This is a genomic window from Bacteroides sp. Marseille-P8574 (genome assembly GCF_902825465.1).
GTDB lineage: Bacteria > Bacteroidota > Bacteroidia > Bacteroidales > Bacteroidaceae > Bacteroides > Bacteroides uniformis.
This window is the reverse complement of sequence record NZ_CADEBE010000001.1, coordinates 2,000,799-2,017,745: the sequence shown is the minus strand read 5'-3', so window position 1 is coordinate 2,017,745 and position 16,947 is coordinate 2,000,799. Positions and strand designations below refer to the sequence as shown.

Here is a 16,947-nt window from a genome sequence, read left to right as displayed (position 1 = left end):
CGGTAGTGGATGCTGCCGGTTTTATTTGTAGAGTATAATTAATTTCTATCGTTCTGTACCTTAGATTCAAAGATTCTGCGAACCATAATAAGACCCTTATCAGAGTGGCACGTTTGCAGGAGCATATCGTCAACTGCCGCAAAGATAACCTTCGCAAGATCATCCATGCACTCACGTACGATAGCCAAGTGCGCACTGTCTGCATGGAGGACGTGAATGTGAAAGCAACGTAGTCATGGCCTTGCACAAGCGGTCGGGGGGGACATCTTTCGGGATGTTCCTCGTGATGCTTGAATATAGATGCAAGTGGTATGGTGCAAACCTTGTCAGGATAGACCGTTTTGCCCTAAGTTCGAGAACTTACAGTAATTTGAATGAAATTTGGTATATCCGTTTGTTTTTCGTATATTTGCAAAAATAGCAGGCTCCAATCTACTGTTTTTTAGCACATAAATTCTTTTTTGCGCATCGGATAAATTTCATCCCTTCTTAAAAATCACACAGGTCCTGCTTATAGAAATCATTTTATAAACCATTGTGGGGTATCGGACAAATATCCCTGTCAAAACGTAACTTTATGCGATTATAAAGAAAGTTTGCTATTGCCATTCTTTGGGGCAATAATAGCCGTTTCACCTTTGGCGGCACAGGAAAAAACGATATTAAAGATAGGAGGCACACTCCGTTTCAACTGCAATTACTCGGATTGGAAATCCGAAAACCGGAAACATGGTGAAGAGTTCGATTTCGACGTGTTCCGCTTGAATGTGAACGCTTCTTACAAGAAATTCGATTTAGCCGTAGATTACCGCTTCTATCCCGCCTCTTTGGGAGACGGGATGCTCAGGGAGGGCTGGATAGGTTATAGCTTCAACAAATCACACTAGCTACAGATGGGGTTGACAACAGTACCTTTCGGCATCCTGCCTTATACAGGCAACAATTACTTTTTTAATCTGAGCTATTATGCCGGTCTCGAGAACGATGCGGACATGGGGGATAAAATACTTTTTCCGCAAGAATCGGTGGGAGTTGTCTCTCGCCTATTTCCAGAATGCTGACTTTTCCGGAACTGGTGGAGACACAGAACTGTCCGCTAGCCGTTATGCCTATGGCATCGCTGGACGTGATAAGGAGGTGCATCAGGGCAATGTCCGGGTGGTATATCATTTCGGAAACTTGTGAAGACAGCAACTCGGAGGTTCGGTACTGGTGGGTGGGCTATATAATATGGACACACGGAAGACGGGGTTCCGTTCCGATTTCGCCCTACACTACGTCGTCGACTATCAATGGTGGAACCTTAAAATACACAAGTTGTTTTTGGACAGTATCTGCTTGTACAATGATTTTAGCTTGCTGAACAAACGCATTGCTGGGTTCAATGACAGCTTGGAGAACGTGACGGGATGTTCGCTGACGATGGGAAAGGTGTTCTCCTACATTGACTATGCTGTGGGAAGGAATCACGCATGGCTGGGGGATGTATAGGATGAAGCTTTTGTCCGGGGGACGGAAGACAATTGGAGTGTCAAATTCAATATAAATATAGGATATTATTTTTAAAGAATTATGGATAAGAACAAAGTTGAGATCAGGAATTTGTATTTGATTTTCGGTTCTGAAAAAAACAAGGCTTTCAGAATGCTGAAAAAAGGAAAGAGTAAAAATGAGATATTGAAGGAGACTGGATGTACGATTGCCGTGAACAATGCCAGCCTCTCTGTCCGGGAGGGTGAGATATTTGTGATCATGGGACTTTCGGGAAGCGGAAAGTCAAGTCTGCTCAAATGTATCAACCGGTTGAATAGGCCTACCTCCGGCGAGATTCTGATCAACGGTGAGGACATCGCTGGAATACCGATGGAGCGGTTGCGTTCCCTGCGCCGGAAGGAATTGGCGATGGTATTCCAGCATTTCGGACTGCTGCCCCATTATACTGTATTGCAAAATATCGCTTTCGGACTTGAGTTGCAAGGGGTGGAGAAGAGGGAACGTGAATTAAAGGCAGCAGAAAGCATGCGTTTGGTCGGGCTAGACGGATATGCCGACCTGATGGTCAGTGAGCTGTCTGGAGGCATGCAGCAACGAGTGGGACTGGCACGTGCTCTGGCCAACGATCCGGAAGTTCTGCTGATGGACGAGGCCTTCTCAGCGCTGGACCCGCTGATACGGGTACAGATGCAGGACGAGCTGCTGGCCTTGCAGTCAAAGATGAAAAAGACCATCGTATTTATCACACACGACTTGGAGGAGGCTGTCAAGTTGGGTGACCGTATCGCCATCATGCGTGATGGGGAGATACAGCAAACCGGCACTTCCGAGGAGATTCTGACCACCCCCGCCAATGAGTATGTGAGGTGTTTTGTAGAGAATGTGGACCGCAGTAGGATTGTCACTGCCGCCTCCATTATGGTGGACAAGCCTATGGTGGCAAGGTTGGGAAAAGAAGGGCCGGAGGTTCTGACTCGAAAGATGAGAGAACGGAAGACAACCGTGTTGCCTGTAGTGGACCCGGATGGTATACTGGTAGGTGAGGTTCGCCTGGAAGATCTTCTCTGGTTGCGTAAGGAGCATATCCTGAATATAGACTCTGTGATAAAGAAAGAGGTACATTCCGTATTAAGTGACACTGTGGTGGAGGATATACTTCCCTTGATGACGAAGACCAACTCGCCCATCTGGGTAGTTAATGAGCGACGTGAGTTTGAAGGGATGGTACCGCTCTCGTCACTCATTATTGAGGTGACGGGAAAAGACAAGAAAGAAATCAATGAAATCATTCAAAACGCAATAAAATTATGATAAAGATAGGAGAATATATAGAAATGGCCGTGGAATGGTTGACCGAGCACGGCGCATCATTTTTTGACCTGCTGAGTCTGGGAGTGGAAGGCGTTATTGACGGGATACTGTGTATCCTGCTCGAGATACCTTTTTACATAACCATCGTAACACTCACTTTCCTGGCGTTATACAAGAGTGGCAGGGAGACGGGGGGATTCACCCTCCTAGGGCTGTCACTCGTCTACGGGATGGGACTCTGGGAGGAGACCATGCAGACCCTGGCTCTGGTACTTTCCTCCACCGGTATGGCATTGCTGCTGGGAATCCCTCTGGGGATCTGGATGGCGAGCAGCGGACGCTGCAACAAAGTCCTGCAGCCGGTACTTGATTGTATGCAGACTATGCCGGCCTTTGTCTATCTGATACCGGCAGTGCTCTTTTTCGGGCTGGGAACGGTGCCGGGAGCCTTTGCCACGATCATTTTCGCCATGCCTCCGGTAGCAAGGCTCACCGCATTGGGTATCTGCCAGGTGCCGAAAAATGTGGTGGAGGCCGCCCGGTCTTTTGGAGCCACTTCTTGGCAGCTGCTCTACAAGGTACAATTACCGCTGGCGTTGCCGACTATTCTTGCCGGTGTCAACCAGACCATCATGATGTCTCTCTCTATGGTAGTGGTAGCTGCTATGATATCAGCTGGAGGTTTGGGGGAAATAGTATTGAAAGGTATCACGCAGATGAAGATTGGCATGGGATTCGAAGGAGGGATTGCCGTTGTAATACTGGCTATCGTGCTTGATCGGATCACACAGGGAATAGCACGAAAAAAATAGAAGGAGTAGAACATATAATGAAAGACAGAATGATTATGAGAAACAAAACGAAATTTTTCACAGTCTTGTTGGCTGTTACGATATTCTTCTCATGCGGTAACATTTCTGACAAGAAAATCCGTATAGCCTATGCGAACTGGGCCGAAGGGATAGCGGTCACCTATCTGGCCAAGGAGATTCTCTCGGAGCAAGGATACAGAATAGAACTTTTGAATGCGGACATAGCTCCCATATTCACTTCGTTGGCAAGAGGTAAGACAGACGTGTTCATGGACAGCTGGCTGCCGGTGACCCATGCCGATTATTTCCGGAAATACAATGGTAAACTGGAAATCCTCGGGCAGATATACGACAGTGCCCGTATCGGTCTTGTGGTGCCCGAATATGTCCCAGTCCATATGATAGAGGAGCTGGGCGGTCATACCGGACGGTTTTCCGGAGAGATCGTGGGAATTGATGCGGGTACCGGTATCATGAAATGCACGGAGAAAGCCATCCCTGAATACGGTCTGGACTACAAGCTCATGATCTCCAGCGGTCCCGCCATGACGGCCTTGCTGAAGAAGGCTATCGACAAGAAGGAATGGATCGTTGTGACCGGATGGACCCCGCACTGGATGTTTGATCGCTTCTGTCTGAGAGTGCTGGAAGATTCGAAAAACGTTTATGGGGAGGCCGAGCAAATCCATTCCATTGCCAGGAAAGGATTCAGTAAGGAGCATCCGTTCGTTGCCGCCCTTTTGGGAAACATCCATCTGTCCGATACCGAGATCAGCTCTTTGATGCGGACCATAGAGGAAACCCGTGAGACCGAGACAAGAGCTGTACGCCAGTGGATGGATAAGCATAGGGATTTGATAGACAGCTGGATTCCGGACAAGGAGAAATACAACCGATGAACATTACGCTGGAATGGATGACTTTCAATCCTTTTTTCTTCGTAAGGTGGGTGCTAACTGTCCCGCCATATTTCTGGTAATATTTTGAAAAAGAGTATATACCCTATTATTGTCTTAATGGCATACATTGTATGGATTAAAAGACTGTTTTGCGTAATTCTATGTCTAATATTCATAACAAAAACATGGTTGTATATTCATAATTTTGCATTATCAAAGTTAACATCATAAAACAAGTATGTTTTTCCTAGTAAAACTATCAGTGACAATATGAAACAAGTATGTTTTTTTTTCTTCCTGCTGTCCAGCCTGCAGACCTTCTCACAAAAGGTTGCGTTGAAAAACAACCTTGCCTATGACGCCTTGCTAACACCCAATCTTTCAGTAGAGTTCTCCCTAGGAAAGAAATGGACTCTGGACGCTCAGGTGGGTATGAATTTTTTCTTTTATGAGAATGATGCCACGGCAAATCGTTATAAGACAAGGAAATGGAGTCATTGGCTTGTACAACCGGAGGTAAGATATTGGACTTGTGAAACATTCAACGGCTTATTTTGGGGCATTCATACCCACGGAGGCCAAATGAATGTGGCGGGTATAAATATTCCTTTTATCATTCAGAACCATTCCAGAGAAATGAAAGGGCACCGTTACGAGGGATATTTTTACGGTGGTGGTGTCAGTGCAGGCTATCATTGGATACTGTCCAGCAGATTCAGTGTGGAGGCATCTTTGGGAGTGGGCTATGCACGTGTTAAATATGACAAATTCAGATGTACTTCTTGCGGGAAAAAGATAGGCAAGGGGAAAGCCGATTATCTGGGACCTACAAAGCTTGCAGTTTCGATAGTCTATATGATCAAATGAATGACGAGTCGCGTATATAAACATAAAAAACATACTTAATGAGACCGATAGATTATTATATAGGAATACTCTCTGTTATGGGATATGTATACTGCTTACCACTGGCAGGACAAGCAGGGAATAAAGTTGTCAGGGGAGGGAATCCCCGTCTGGAATATACAGATCTGAAAGTCGGACGTAGTACGGACGGGAAAGTGTTTACTGCCTCTTTCAATATAGCAGGATCTGTCAAGCGGTTGGGTGCCCAGGAGATTGTCTATATCTATCCTTCCTTGGTCTCCTCTGACGGCAAAATCAAGACTGATTTCCTTCCCTTGTGTATATCTGGAAGGAAAAGATATAAGGCCGTTATCCGTAGAGAGACTCTGGGCGGTAATCCGGATACATCAGTTCCAGTGAAGGATATCCGCAAGGCCGGAGATTTGAAGGGGACTGGAATTTCTGTTCGGGAAGCATTGCCTTTTGAGCGCTGGATGGCATCCGGATATCTCTCTCTCCGTGAGGAGATGTACGGATGCGCTGAGTGCGGCAGAGGTGTGAGTCAAACGAACATGTCGGTGACCGGGATAGATCTTTTCGAACCGGAAGACTACGAATATAATTTTTATATTCCTGAAAAGGTGGAGACAAAATGTTACGAGGAAGAGTTTGACTGTAAGGTCACTTTTAAATCTGCACGGCACGAACTTCTTCTAGGCTTCGGTAAAAACCGGGAAGAACTGGCCCGTCTGGACAGCTTTGTGTCCAGGGAACTCCGGATAAAAGGGGCTCGCCTCTGTGAGGTGCACATCACCGGGTACGCCTCTCCCGAAGGCGAATCCAGCTATAATAGACATTTGTCGGAATGCCGTACTCATGCACTTTCCTCTCATGTGTTGAGCAAGTATCCGCAGCTCAAGAGTGCTTCCGTATATAGAATAGAAGGAGCTGGCGAAGACTGGGAAGGTTTGAGAAATATCATAAAAGCATCTACTTTGGACTATAAGAATGAGGTTTTGTCTGCCATCGGGAGACATGATACGGATGTGGCCCGTGAAACGGCTATCCGTTCTCTGAATGGGGGAAAAGTCTATACTGATTTGCTATCCACGGTTTATCCTGTCCTGCGCCGCACTGTCTTCCGCATGAGCTTCGATGTACGTCCCTATATGGATGACGAACTGGAGGAAATGTTTATTACCGTTCCCGGGTGCCTGAGCTTGTACGAGATGTGTAGACTGGCACAACTGTATACTGAACAAGGAAAAAATCCGGTAAATATATATAGGAAGGCTTATGAGCAGTTTGCACCTGATCCGTTGGCGACACTTAACTATGCCAATGCGCTTTTAAAGTATGAAAAGGATGCGGACAAGGCTCTGATGATATTGGACACAATAAAGAGTGACAGCCGTTCTGTTTATCCTATGGCAATTGCCCACAATATGAAAGGTGACTGGCGGAAGGCGGAGGAATTGCTGAAAAAAGATATGGAACCTTTGGAATGAAAATTCCTTACTTGTATGATGGGGTTAACGAATGAAAAAAGCATTTAATGTATTAATAATTAAATTATTTATTTACTAAACAGTTTAAGTTATGAAAGTAAACAATTTATTTTTAGCAGGGGTTGTAGCCCTAAGTCTGGGCATGACAGCTTGTAATAATGAGGATGTCCCTCCGGTAAACAATCTGGGTGAGGGAACAACATTTGTGGGAATGTACATTTCCACCATGAAGGATGTCTCAACCAGAGCAGTGAATGACAATCAGGAAGATTACGGAGGAAGAACGGAAGAGAGTAAGCTTACAGATTTACAGCTTCTCTCAAATGTCAGCCCACAAGCATGGACGTTAGGAGAGACAGCTGATGAGACTGGCAAGTTTTGGGAAACGCAAACAGCCGGTACATTTAAGGTCGCTCCATGGAAAACGAATTCCGGCCCTCAAGCCATGGCGTTGTTGTTTAACAAGGGTGCCCTTTCCGCTGATATTGCAACAGCCGCGGATCAGACATATGGTAGTACAGCTGCCGCAGTAGACAATATTGCCGCTCTCGCCACAGACAACAAGTTTGTCATGACTTCGAGAGCTGAGCAGAAAACTATTGTTCCCGGCATTACCGAGGATGCTGCCAAAACGGGTACAAGTGAGGCTCAAAATGTATTCTCCTTTGATGTGGAGCGTATCGTGGCACAAGGATTGGTCGCGAAGGATGCTGCTTTGGAAGAAGCAACCGCAGATAAAAAAGGAACGGTTGATCTTGCCGACATCAAGTATACTGCCATCAACGGTGCCGCAAAGACATACCTTTTCCGTAACCATGCGGGAAAGCGTACAATTGGAGATGCCGATGGCCTTTACGATGGCTTTGCATCAGCCATTGATGGATATACCGATTTTAAGGCGGCCAAAGAACCGGAAGGTTCAGCTAAAGAAAATTTGATCCGTTTGGGGAATCTTCTGTCGAAGGACAATCCACAGCGGAATGATCTTGGTATGTATGCAGCTAAAGGCGTTGCAGAAAATGTTAATACTGCTAAAAATGTAGCAGGTATTTATTTTTTGGAAAATTCTGTAAAAAAGGAAGCGCTTACAGCTGAAAATAAAAATTACGGTTACTATCGTCTACCTTATGCCAAGGTTTATGTAACTTATATCCCTAATGAAGTATGGAAGCTTGATGATGATGGAAAAACATTGGTTAAAATGGATAATTATGCAAAAGGAACAACGTTCTATCGGGGAGAAGATGACGGTCTTATCTATGCCAGCAAAGAAGCCGCAAAGAAAAGTAAGTGGAGCCCGGACCAAAAAGCTTATACCTATACAAGTGGAAAATGTGCATATCGTGCGTTATGGAACCGTCAGACTATTACCGCTGATGGAAAGTCGATTGTGAACGCTGACACACGCCGTAATAATACCTATCTGTTGACAATCAAGTCTTTCCAGGGATTGGGTATGCCATGGGATCCTTCTGATCCTAAAGATCCGTATTTGCCAAAACCTGATGATAAGGATGAACCGACAAATCCGGAAAATCCGGATATCGAGAAAGAAGAGACCTACATGCGTGTCGAGGCTAAAGTGCTCCAGTGGAACCTTGTCTCACGTGATGTTATTCTTGAGTAATATTACTATTAAACAGTTGATAAATTCAGCAAACAATTTCTTACACAATTTTAGAGAGGGATGTGGATTTTTTCCCTTCCCTCTCCAATAACCTAAAAGTTTGACTTCAAACTATTAAATAATCCCAACATAAACTATATCAAATGAGATTTAGAAGCGTACATGCTGTCGCATTTATCTTGTTATCGGCTTACTGTCTTATAGGATGTGATTTTGCCGTATTTGATGACTTGGTCAGTTGTCCGCAAGGTGTCAGTTTTCATTTTTATAGGCAAACCCCTTGCGAACAATTTCCCAATTATCCGTCAGATATCAGGCAGGTCCGGGTATTTGCCTTTGATGCCAATGGCGTGCTGGTAGGCGAATTTTCCGACAAGAAAGTACTCCTTTCAGCGGATTATTCCTTGTCTGCCACATTACAGCATACTGGAAAACTTACATTTGTCGCATGGGGTGGCAGTGACCTAGAGTCTTATGATTTTTCAGATTTTCAAGAAGGCGTTACTACCAAGGGGGAAATGCGGGTCGCACTGCGGCTGAAAGACAGACGGACTACTTCAGTCCCCGGATCGCTGTATGTCGGTCTCGCCTCTGTATCGCTGGAGAACCGAGAGGATATGGGGAGTGTGTACGAGCGGGTGACTTTCAATATGCGGGAATTGACATACCGGATACACTTCACAATCAGCTTTATAGGTTCTTCTTTCCTCATGGACGAGGAATTTGTTATCAGGATAGAAGATGACAACGGTGTGTATGATTTCAACGGTCAGATCGCTCTTTGCGAACGCTTTGAGTATGTAACCCAAGCCGTACGTGACACTGGAGGGGCATTGAAAGCGGATTTCACGCTGATGAAACTGGAAGAGGGCAGGAACGCACTCGTATCCCTGATTGATAAGACAACCGGGGAGATTCTTTATACAGCAAATCTGGTGGATGACATCATTATGTTCCAGGGAGATGCGGGTGAGCCGCCGTATAGTCTAGAATGTGACCATGATTTTCCCATAACCCTGAAACTCAAATATGAGAAGGATACATGGATGCTGGTACAAGCTACTGTTCTGGATTGGAATGTCATTTCCCGTCCTATAGAATTGGAAAACTGATATCATGTCAGGATAGGTTTAAGACAAATGCTCCGTGTGATATCAGAAAGGATTTGAGATTATTAACAAAAAACGATAGATAATGAAATACGGAATTGTGATGAGGCTGTTGACGGTGGTCTGCGTAGCGATTGTACAATTGACCGGATGTTCGTCTGATGCGGAAGAGATGGAAAAAGCCATTCCAGATGTTCCCATCCGGATTGTAGCGGAAATGAATAGGGGGGCCGTTACTTCCCGGGCGGCAGAAGCTTCTGCACATTTATTTGGAGAATGGAAGGAGGACTATATTGGTGCAGAAGAATACGAGAAAACTGTCAAGCATATCCTCCTTTTTGCTTACAAGAACATCGGGAACTCCTTGGAAAAAGTCCTTTTCTATTATCCCCAAGGAACGGCCAATCCGCTGGCAGATGTAACTGGAATTGACCGTTTTGAGATGAGAGAGATGGGTGGGGTGAATGCAGGGGATTTCGATATTGTCCTGGATCTGGAGCTGACTGGTGGTAATTATACTTTTGTTTTACTGGTCAATTGCGAGTCTGGATTGAAAAAGATCCGGGAGGAACATACAATTCCTGATCCTAAACGGCTGACAGAGAAAACCGAAATTTTCACATCTGACGATCTAAAAGGAGAAAACCGGAAGTACCTTCCCATGGTAGGCCAATGCAACTTCCGCGTTCCGTACAATACGAGCGGTAATAATAGAGTAACCCTTTCACCCTGCATACTTCTGGAACGTATGCATGCCCGTGTCGAGTTTATTCTTACTACGGTTGATAACGGGGGAAACTACTTGTCTCCTTTATTGCCGTTTTCCAGAGTGACGAAACTCTCTCTGAACAATGAGACCAGCGGTTATTCCGTCCTTCCTTCCGTCGGGGAATACACCGCCACTGGGAATGGTGACCCAGATATCAGAGGAGTCAACTATATGGAAGATCCCCTATTGCTACCGGAAAGGCCCAGTTTCCATGAAGGCGCCAACGAGGGCCCCGGAGAATCCGCTTTTGTGGCCAAATGTAAAGAGAGACTGCTTCCATATACGGGAGAGGCACCTAATTATATTTATGTGGCTCCGGGGGTCTATGGTAAAGGAAAAGAGGGGGCGCTGGCCTTGGTCTTATCTATCGATTATCTGATGGAAAACCTCGATAAGCAGTATAGGATCGAGCTCTATAATCCGGATCTTTCCGAGAATGACAAGGGTTATTACAATATCCGGCGTAATACGATTTACCGTGTCTTCGCCACACTGAAAGGACCCGGAAACATGGAATATGACATAGTTGTGGACGAATGGAAGGATACGGAGGTGGCTATTCCTTGGTAACAAGGTATGACCAGTCATGCCATCACGAAGAAAAACAGTTTAAAGAATAGATACATATGAGAATCAAACATTACACTTTGATAGTCGCTTTTCTGGCGATATCTATGGGAATCCCTCTCGTGCAAGGGTGCAGTGATCCCTTCGATGAGTATGGAAACGGCGGGACAGAAATGCCTGTCAGGGACGGCTGGACGTCTGTCAGCATGTCTGTCGAAGGACTTGGTCTTCGAAATCCCCTGACACGGTCCCTTACACCGGAGGGGGAGAATTCCACGGCAGCGGAGAGGATTAGGGTACTTGTGTTTGACAAGGACAACAAGTTTTCATATGAGGCCAAAGTGACCTCCTATATTCCTTCCGGTAATCCGGCTGACAAGAAAGGCAAGGGTACCATGACCTTGTTGGCGAAAAATACTCCTTCAGGCGATACCAGTACATTCGTGATGCTGGCCAATGTCACCCGGTCAGCTAATACAGACGCAGACGGACTGGCTGGAAAGACACGGGAGGAAGTCATGCAACTTTTCACTTTCTCCATGCCGGACAAGGGGGTATGGAAAGACGGGGAGTTGCCGATGTGGGGTGTCTCGGACCCGGTCAGGGTGGATCACAGTGCCGGTGCTGTTCCCAAACTTGGAACTGTCTATCTGGTCCGTGCCGTAGCACGTGTGGACGTGGGGCTTAACTTGAGCAACATGTCGGAAGGGGCCTCTACATTCGACGAGAAAGCCGGGGGGATTGAAGGGATAACGCTGACTAAAGTGTTTTTTTATAATACCAATACGACGGGACGGGTCTCCCCGTTCGAGAACGGGATTTACTGGGATGAGGCCAATAGAAAGGCGAAACAGCCTTCTATTCCTGATCCGGCTCCGGCTGTGACAGGAAAGATTGATAGAACATCTTCCATAGTGGATGAGAAAATCTTGTTACGTGAGGTATATGTTCCGGAGGCGGTCAATGCGCCGACGGCTGCCACGCAAGGAGCCAACGGAGAAACTCTTCCTGAGAATAATACGGAAAATTACTTGAAACGTCCTTATATCGTTGTCGGACTGACCGGTGCAGATAAGAGCCGTCCTGACAAGGAAACTTTCTTCCGGATAGACTACCTGAAACGTACTGGAGCCGAGGCTGATGCGACATACGAGTACCTTCCCTTGTTGCGTAATCACCGTTATCTGGTGAATATCAAGGCTGTAGGTGGTCCGGGATTCGATACGGAAGAGGATGCTAGGAAAGGACCGGCCGCCAACATCATGTATAATGTTGTGGTATGGAATGAGTCCATGATGTCTGATGTATTGTATGACGGGCAATATATGCTGGGAGTCAGCGCTGACCATTTCACTTTTTATAGGGAGGGAGGCAGCCTAACGGCAAAAGTGCAGACTTCTTGGCCGGAGGGGTTCACGATAGAGGGACTGCCTGCATGGATCGGTTATTCTATAAAACCTTCGGATCCAGATAAGACCGCACCGACCGATGAGAAAACCGTGACCTTTACGGTCACAGAACATGTGGATGCATCCCGAATGTGGCCGGAAAAGCCGGAAGATGCCCAGGATGCGCTGAAAGCCGCTTATGTGAAGGCGGGGCGTATGAAATGGTTTCTTGGCTTTGAACAGTCTAAGGATATCAATGTCACCTTACAGATTTTTGCGGACGAGGCCTGCAGCCGGCCGCTGGAGTTTATTGAGGTCAATCAGTATGGCGAGAGCTATGGGCAGGCAGATAAGGTGATAACGAAAGACGGGCAGACGCTTACGGCAGAAGAGGCAGGTGCCAGGGTTACTTTCTATGTAAAGACAGAACCGCATGATTTGGAACCCGTTTTCCATGCTGAAGCTGCCAATCCGTTCAAGATAGAGAAAGCGGGTCAACTTGCCGGGGGAATATGGAAGTACACGGTGACGGCTCCCGACATTACAGGAAATACGGAGTATTTCGATAATTTCAATACCACTTATACTTTGACCGTCACACATGTGGGAACCGGCAAAAGTGCGTCGGGGAAACTCAGCCTCCTGCAGAAGGAATATAATGCCATCCCCTTCTTTGACAAATTCCTGCATCAGTCATTGCTGGTATCTAGTAACAGTATCTATCTGATGGATGGCAAACAGAAACAATATTATGTCAAAGCCAACAGCGAATACAAAATTGAGTTGGTTTCGGCTTTGTCTGACAACAATGCTGGTAATGTGATAGAAGACTTTATGCTTTTCTATGAGAAGGATCCTTCCCTTTCGGGAAAACCTGTGCCTTTCATAGCTGTTGACGATATGGCGTCTCCGCGTCTTTACTCCGGTAAGGCGAAATTCAAGATTTATTCCCCTGATGGTCTTTTTCCGGAAAGAGAATTTGAGTTGGAGCTGGTTTCCGGAATTGTGCAGCCTGAAGCGAATACATATATGCTTAAAGCGGGAGCAAAGCAAGGGATCTTTATTCCTGTTTCCCGGGTAAATACTGCCTATGAGTATTACAAAAAGCTTCTGGATCATGACGCTGTTTTAAGTGATAAGCAGGGACTTCCCGGTAGCAAAGAGGATTTCATGTTGAATAAGTTGGATGCAGATGATGATTGGAGAGTCAATATCGTGTGGACGGACATTAAAGAGGCTGGCGGACATAATGATATAGAAAAAGCGGGACTCAGTGAATTGTCCGAACAGGGAGGTTCCGGTCCGGGATCATATATTTATGTCAAGCCAGGGCAGACTCCGGGAAATGTGTTGATAGAAATTAAATCTGGAAAGATCAAGGGGAATCCGACACTCTGGTCCTGGCATATCTGGATTGTTGACAAGTATCCGACAGTCTTGGATGTTGCGAGTCAGGGAGGTGATGGTCCGAAAACGGTTCAATTGATGTCGCATCTGTTGGGAGCATACGAAAGGGTCCAATCACAGTATAGTGCAGATGCATATAGGGAATTTGGTATGCAATATCAATGGGGCAGGAAAGACCCGTTCCCGGCACATGATGTTCGTGTCAATAAAAACTTTTATGACGGCAGTGGCAAGCTATTTGATTTCCTTTGGGAACAGAGAGGAAATGATGTGGATTATGGAAAAACAGATGCTCAGCAAGCGAGAGGGGCTGCTCTTACGATGAAACAGAGCATCGAACATCCAAACGCTATCGTCTCTCATCAAAGTTTCTGGCTGTATGAATGTTTCCCGCATGGGTTTGTTAGTTATTTCAAAGACCGCTGGGTATTCCTGTATCCATGGAACCAGCCTTCCCAGACAGGGAATCCGGAGGATGTAGGCGGGAAAACCGTATTTGACCCTTCTCCTTACGGATTCCGGATTATGTCGCAGAAAGAGGCTGTAACTTTGAGGTTTGCATATTATTATGCAAGTCGTTCCGGCCTTAACACACCGCTGCCTGGAAGTATTTATGACGGCAGTTTTACAGATGGCAAGTCTGGGGGTAATGAAGTCATTTTCGCCGTGGCACAAGCCAGAAGCGATACTCATGCAGGGCGTTATCTGCTTAATTCCACTGGAGGTCCTGCCGGTTGGGCGCCTACTTCTAATACAAGCGCTGTTTACAGGCGTTGCATGACTTATTCCGTACGTCCAGTCGTCGATCCAGATGTAAAGGATGATTATGAGAAATATTTACCCCAATAAGTTATATCCCGTGCAGACGAAAACTTGCACGGGACATAAAAAATGACAAGAAAGTTTCTCATATACTTTTGTTTTGAGACATTCCGGTGTTTTTTGTATAAGCCACATATTCATGATGTGGAAGTTGCGAGAGTCTTGTTTCGTATTACTTTTATATAGTATTGGGAGGGACTCAAATATATATCATGATGAATCCTATTTTAGTGACCTGTATGTAAACCTTTATATCTAAGGGATTGTCAAAATCAGAGGTTGATTGATTAATCAGCATACATCTTGTATGTTAAATTTGTCTGTTTCAATTAATAAATTGTCCATTTTGTTAAAAACAGACGTGCTTTAATTTTTGTTGTAATAAAAAACAAAAAACATGAAATTGCTATATCTGAATGAACATTTATCTTGCCTGAATTACCAGATGAATTCGGACGTGGGATTTTCTTGTCAGCAGCTGGAGGAGAATGAGGTATATCGGATTGATAACAGCAGGTCATCATGTACTCTTTTTATGATTGAAGGGGAGGTGATTTTTGATTTGGGTAAATATAAAGGTTTGCGGATTTTACAAAACCAGATGGTGTTTATTCCGCAAAGCATAGGAACCCGGATGAAGTCTATAATCGGTTCGAGATGCATGCTTTTATTTTGGGACAAGAATGTGAGTGTGTGCGACAAATTGTTTTTGGGCTCGTTGTCTGTCAGAGGTAAGGAGCAAACGGCTGATAATTTTATTCTTCCCATCAGGAAACCTCTTGTTAAAGTACTGAATTCTGTTGGAACGTATCTGGAGGCAAGGCTGCTTTGCAAACATATGCATTTGCTGAAACAGCAGGAGCTGCTCTTGGTGCTGAAGGGCTTCTATACAAAGAAAGAACTATCGGCGTTTTTTTCCGCATCGACTGGTATTCGGCGGCATTTTGAGAAATTTGTTATGGAGAACTATAAGAGGGTGAACTCTGTCAAGGAATTCGCTGATTTATATTATGTTTCCGAGCGTTCCTTCAGCAGAAAATTTCACTCCAGCTTCGGGGAAAGTCCCTATAAATGGATGCAGAGGAAAAAGGCAGAACAGATGTTGGACATGATTAGTGATCCGGAACTTTCCTTTCAGGAAATATCCGATAAGTTAGGTTTTAGCTCGCCCTCCCAGTTTACGGCATACTGCCGGAGAATATACGGGATATCCCCTTCCAAGTTGAGAGAAAAAAATAAAGAGGAGTTCTATAAATTAAAATATTGTAGTACAGTTGTTTATATGGTTCCAAGAGCGTAAATTTGCAGAAAATAAGAATTTTATAATGAACAAGTTATCCCGATACCGTAAGCTTCGTTATAATCAACTATTTGAGTCAGAGAATCGTGAATTGCGTTTGAATGAAATGGGCAATCCTCTTGAAGTGTTGTCTCAGTATGTTGATTTTGAGATCTTTCGTCCTACTCTTGAATCAGCCCTTTTTACCGGAGAGCGCAAAAGTAATGCCGGTCGTCCGCCGATAGACTGTGTGCTGATGTTCAAGGTCTTGTTTCTTCAGCGTTATTATGGTTTGAGTGACCATCAGATAGAGTATCAGATAGTTGACCGTACGAGTTTCCGCAAGTTTCTTGGTATTGAATGTGTTGACGATGTTCCTGACGAGAAGACGGTGTGGAAGTATCGCGAACTCCTGACAAATACAGGCGTTTATGACAAGCTTTTTTCGGAATTTCATAGTTTCATGGAAAGTAAGGGTCTGCAATTCAATGAGGGTCGCATCATTGATGCCAGTTTTGTTATTGCCCCTCGCCAACGTAACACCCGTGATGAAAATGAGCAGATAAAACAGGGAGCGGGTAATAAGTTGTGGAATGACAATCCCCACAAGAAGTGCCACAAGGATGTAGATGCCCGCTGGACAAAGAAGCGTGATGAGACTTTTTACGGCTACAAGCAGCATACTAAAGTTGAGAAACGCAATAAGATCATACTTTCTTATGATACCACGTCGGCAGAAGTGCATGATTCCAAAGGCTTTGAAGGACTGCTGGATGAAAAAGACGAAGGCAAGGACTTGTATTTGGACGCCGGTTATGTCGGACAAGAGGAGATTGTAAAACAGCATAAGATGAATCCGATAATTTGCGAAAAGGGCTACCGTAACCGTCCGCTTACCAAGGAGCAGAAATCAGACAATAGGAAAAAATCCAAGACACGTTGCCTTGTCGAGCATGTATTCGGGTTTGAGGAACAAACCATGCGTGGACTTGTGGTGCGTACAGTAGGGCTTATTCGTGCTAAAGCCAATGTAGCACTCACCAGTCTTGTGTATAACATCAGTCGTTACACGCAAATAATCAGGCTGAAACCTGAGTTGTTGGGGTGAA

11 protein-coding genes and 1 pseudogene are annotated in these 16,947 nt (G+C 45.2%); all 12 read left to right on the top strand.

The window, feature by feature from the left end:
- The first annotated feature begins 596 nt into the window (after positions 1-596).
- Positions 597-1,566, top strand: a pseudogene (locus HUX74_RS21030) (hypothetical protein).
- A 6-nt stretch (positions 1,567-1,572) separates the two neighbouring features.
- Positions 1,573-2,805, top strand: coding sequence for a glycine betaine/L-proline ABC transporter ATP-binding protein (locus HUX74_RS08685; RefSeq protein ID WP_174646508.1), 1,233 nt, complete (start codon positions 1,573-1,575; stop codon positions 2,803-2,805).
- Positions 2,802-3,617: a proline/glycine betaine ABC transporter permease gene (locus tag HUX74_RS08680; protein WP_117599872.1), complete on the top strand. Its 816-nt coding sequence runs from the start codon at positions 2,802-2,804 to the stop codon at positions 3,615-3,617. Before HUX74_RS08685 ends, HUX74_RS08680 begins: the two co-directional genes overlap by 4 nt.
- Positions 3,618-3,652: 35 nt before the next feature.
- A complete protein-coding gene (locus HUX74_RS08675) occupies positions 3,653-4,516 on the top strand; it encodes a glycine betaine ABC transporter substrate-binding protein (RefSeq protein ID WP_117599967.1) in 864 nt (287 codons plus the stop codon).
- Positions 4,517-4,786: 270 nt separating this feature from the next.
- Complete coding sequence (locus HUX74_RS08670) at positions 4,787-5,383, top strand: DUF3575 domain-containing protein (RefSeq protein WP_117599871.1); 597 nt, start codon at positions 4,787-4,789, stop codon at positions 5,381-5,383.
- A 38-nt stretch (positions 5,384-5,421) separates the two neighbouring features.
- A complete protein-coding gene (locus tag HUX74_RS08665) occupies positions 5,422-6,870 on the top strand; it encodes a hypothetical protein (protein ID WP_174646507.1) in 1,449 nt (482 codons plus the stop codon).
- A 91-nt stretch (positions 6,871-6,961) separates the two neighbouring features.
- Positions 6,962-8,497 (top strand): Mfa1 family fimbria major subunit, encoded by a 1,536-nt coding sequence (locus tag HUX74_RS08660; RefSeq protein WP_138345201.1) that lies wholly within the window; start codon positions 6,962-6,964, stop codon positions 8,495-8,497.
- 143 nt (positions 8,498-8,640) lie between these two features.
- Complete coding sequence (locus HUX74_RS08655) at positions 8,641-9,609, top strand: FimB/Mfa2 family fimbrial subunit (protein ID WP_117599868.1); 969 nt, start codon at positions 8,641-8,643, stop codon at positions 9,607-9,609.
- An 82-nt stretch (positions 9,610-9,691) separates the two neighbouring features.
- On the top strand, positions 9,692-10,945 hold the full coding sequence (locus HUX74_RS08650; RefSeq protein WP_117964311.1) for a hypothetical protein: 1,254 nt from the start codon (positions 9,692-9,694) through the stop codon (positions 10,943-10,945).
- Positions 10,946-11,001: 56 nt separating this feature from the next.
- Entirely contained in the window at positions 11,002-14,586 is a 3,585-nt protein-coding gene (locus HUX74_RS08645) for a hypothetical protein (RefSeq protein WP_138345199.1), read from the top strand.
- Between the two features lie 370 nt (positions 14,587-14,956).
- On the top strand, positions 14,957-15,859 hold the full coding sequence (locus tag HUX74_RS08640) for a helix-turn-helix transcriptional regulator (protein WP_174646506.1): 903 nt from the start codon (positions 14,957-14,959) through the stop codon (positions 15,857-15,859).
- A 25-nt stretch (positions 15,860-15,884) separates the two neighbouring features.
- Entirely contained in the window at positions 15,885-16,946 is a 1,062-nt protein-coding gene (locus HUX74_RS08635; protein ID WP_008657074.1) for an IS5-like element IS1169 family transposase, read from the top strand.
- Position 16,947 lies beyond the last annotated feature (1 nt).

Coding starts and splice junctions, on each gene's coding strand:
- HUX74_RS08640 (WP_174646506.1), top strand. CDS start 14,957: ATGAAATTGCTATATCTGAATGAACATTTATCTTGCCTGAATTACCAG.
- HUX74_RS08655 (WP_117599868.1), top strand. CDS start 8,641: ATGAGATTTAGAAGCGTACATGCTGTCGCATTTATCTTGTTATCGGCT.
- HUX74_RS08675 (WP_117599967.1), top strand. CDS start 3,653: ATGAGAAACAAAACGAAATTTTTCACAGTCTTGTTGGCTGTTACGATA.
- HUX74_RS08635 (WP_008657074.1), top strand. CDS start 15,885: ATGAACAAGTTATCCCGATACCGTAAGCTTCGTTATAATCAACTATTT.
- HUX74_RS08680 (WP_117599872.1), top strand. CDS start 2,802: ATGATAAAGATAGGAGAATATATAGAAATGGCCGTGGAATGGTTGACC.
- HUX74_RS08650 (WP_117964311.1), top strand. CDS start 9,692: ATGAAATACGGAATTGTGATGAGGCTGTTGACGGTGGTCTGCGTAGCG.
- HUX74_RS08645 (WP_138345199.1), top strand. CDS start 11,002: ATGAGAATCAAACATTACACTTTGATAGTCGCTTTTCTGGCGATATCT.
- HUX74_RS08670 (WP_117599871.1), top strand. CDS start 4,787: ATGAAACAAGTATGTTTTTTTTTCTTCCTGCTGTCCAGCCTGCAGACC.
- HUX74_RS08665 (WP_174646507.1), top strand. CDS start 5,422: ATGAGACCGATAGATTATTATATAGGAATACTCTCTGTTATGGGATAT.
- HUX74_RS08685 (WP_174646508.1), top strand. CDS start 1,573: ATGGATAAGAACAAAGTTGAGATCAGGAATTTGTATTTGATTTTCGGT.
- HUX74_RS08660 (WP_138345201.1), top strand. CDS start 6,962: ATGAAAGTAAACAATTTATTTTTAGCAGGGGTTGTAGCCCTAAGTCTG.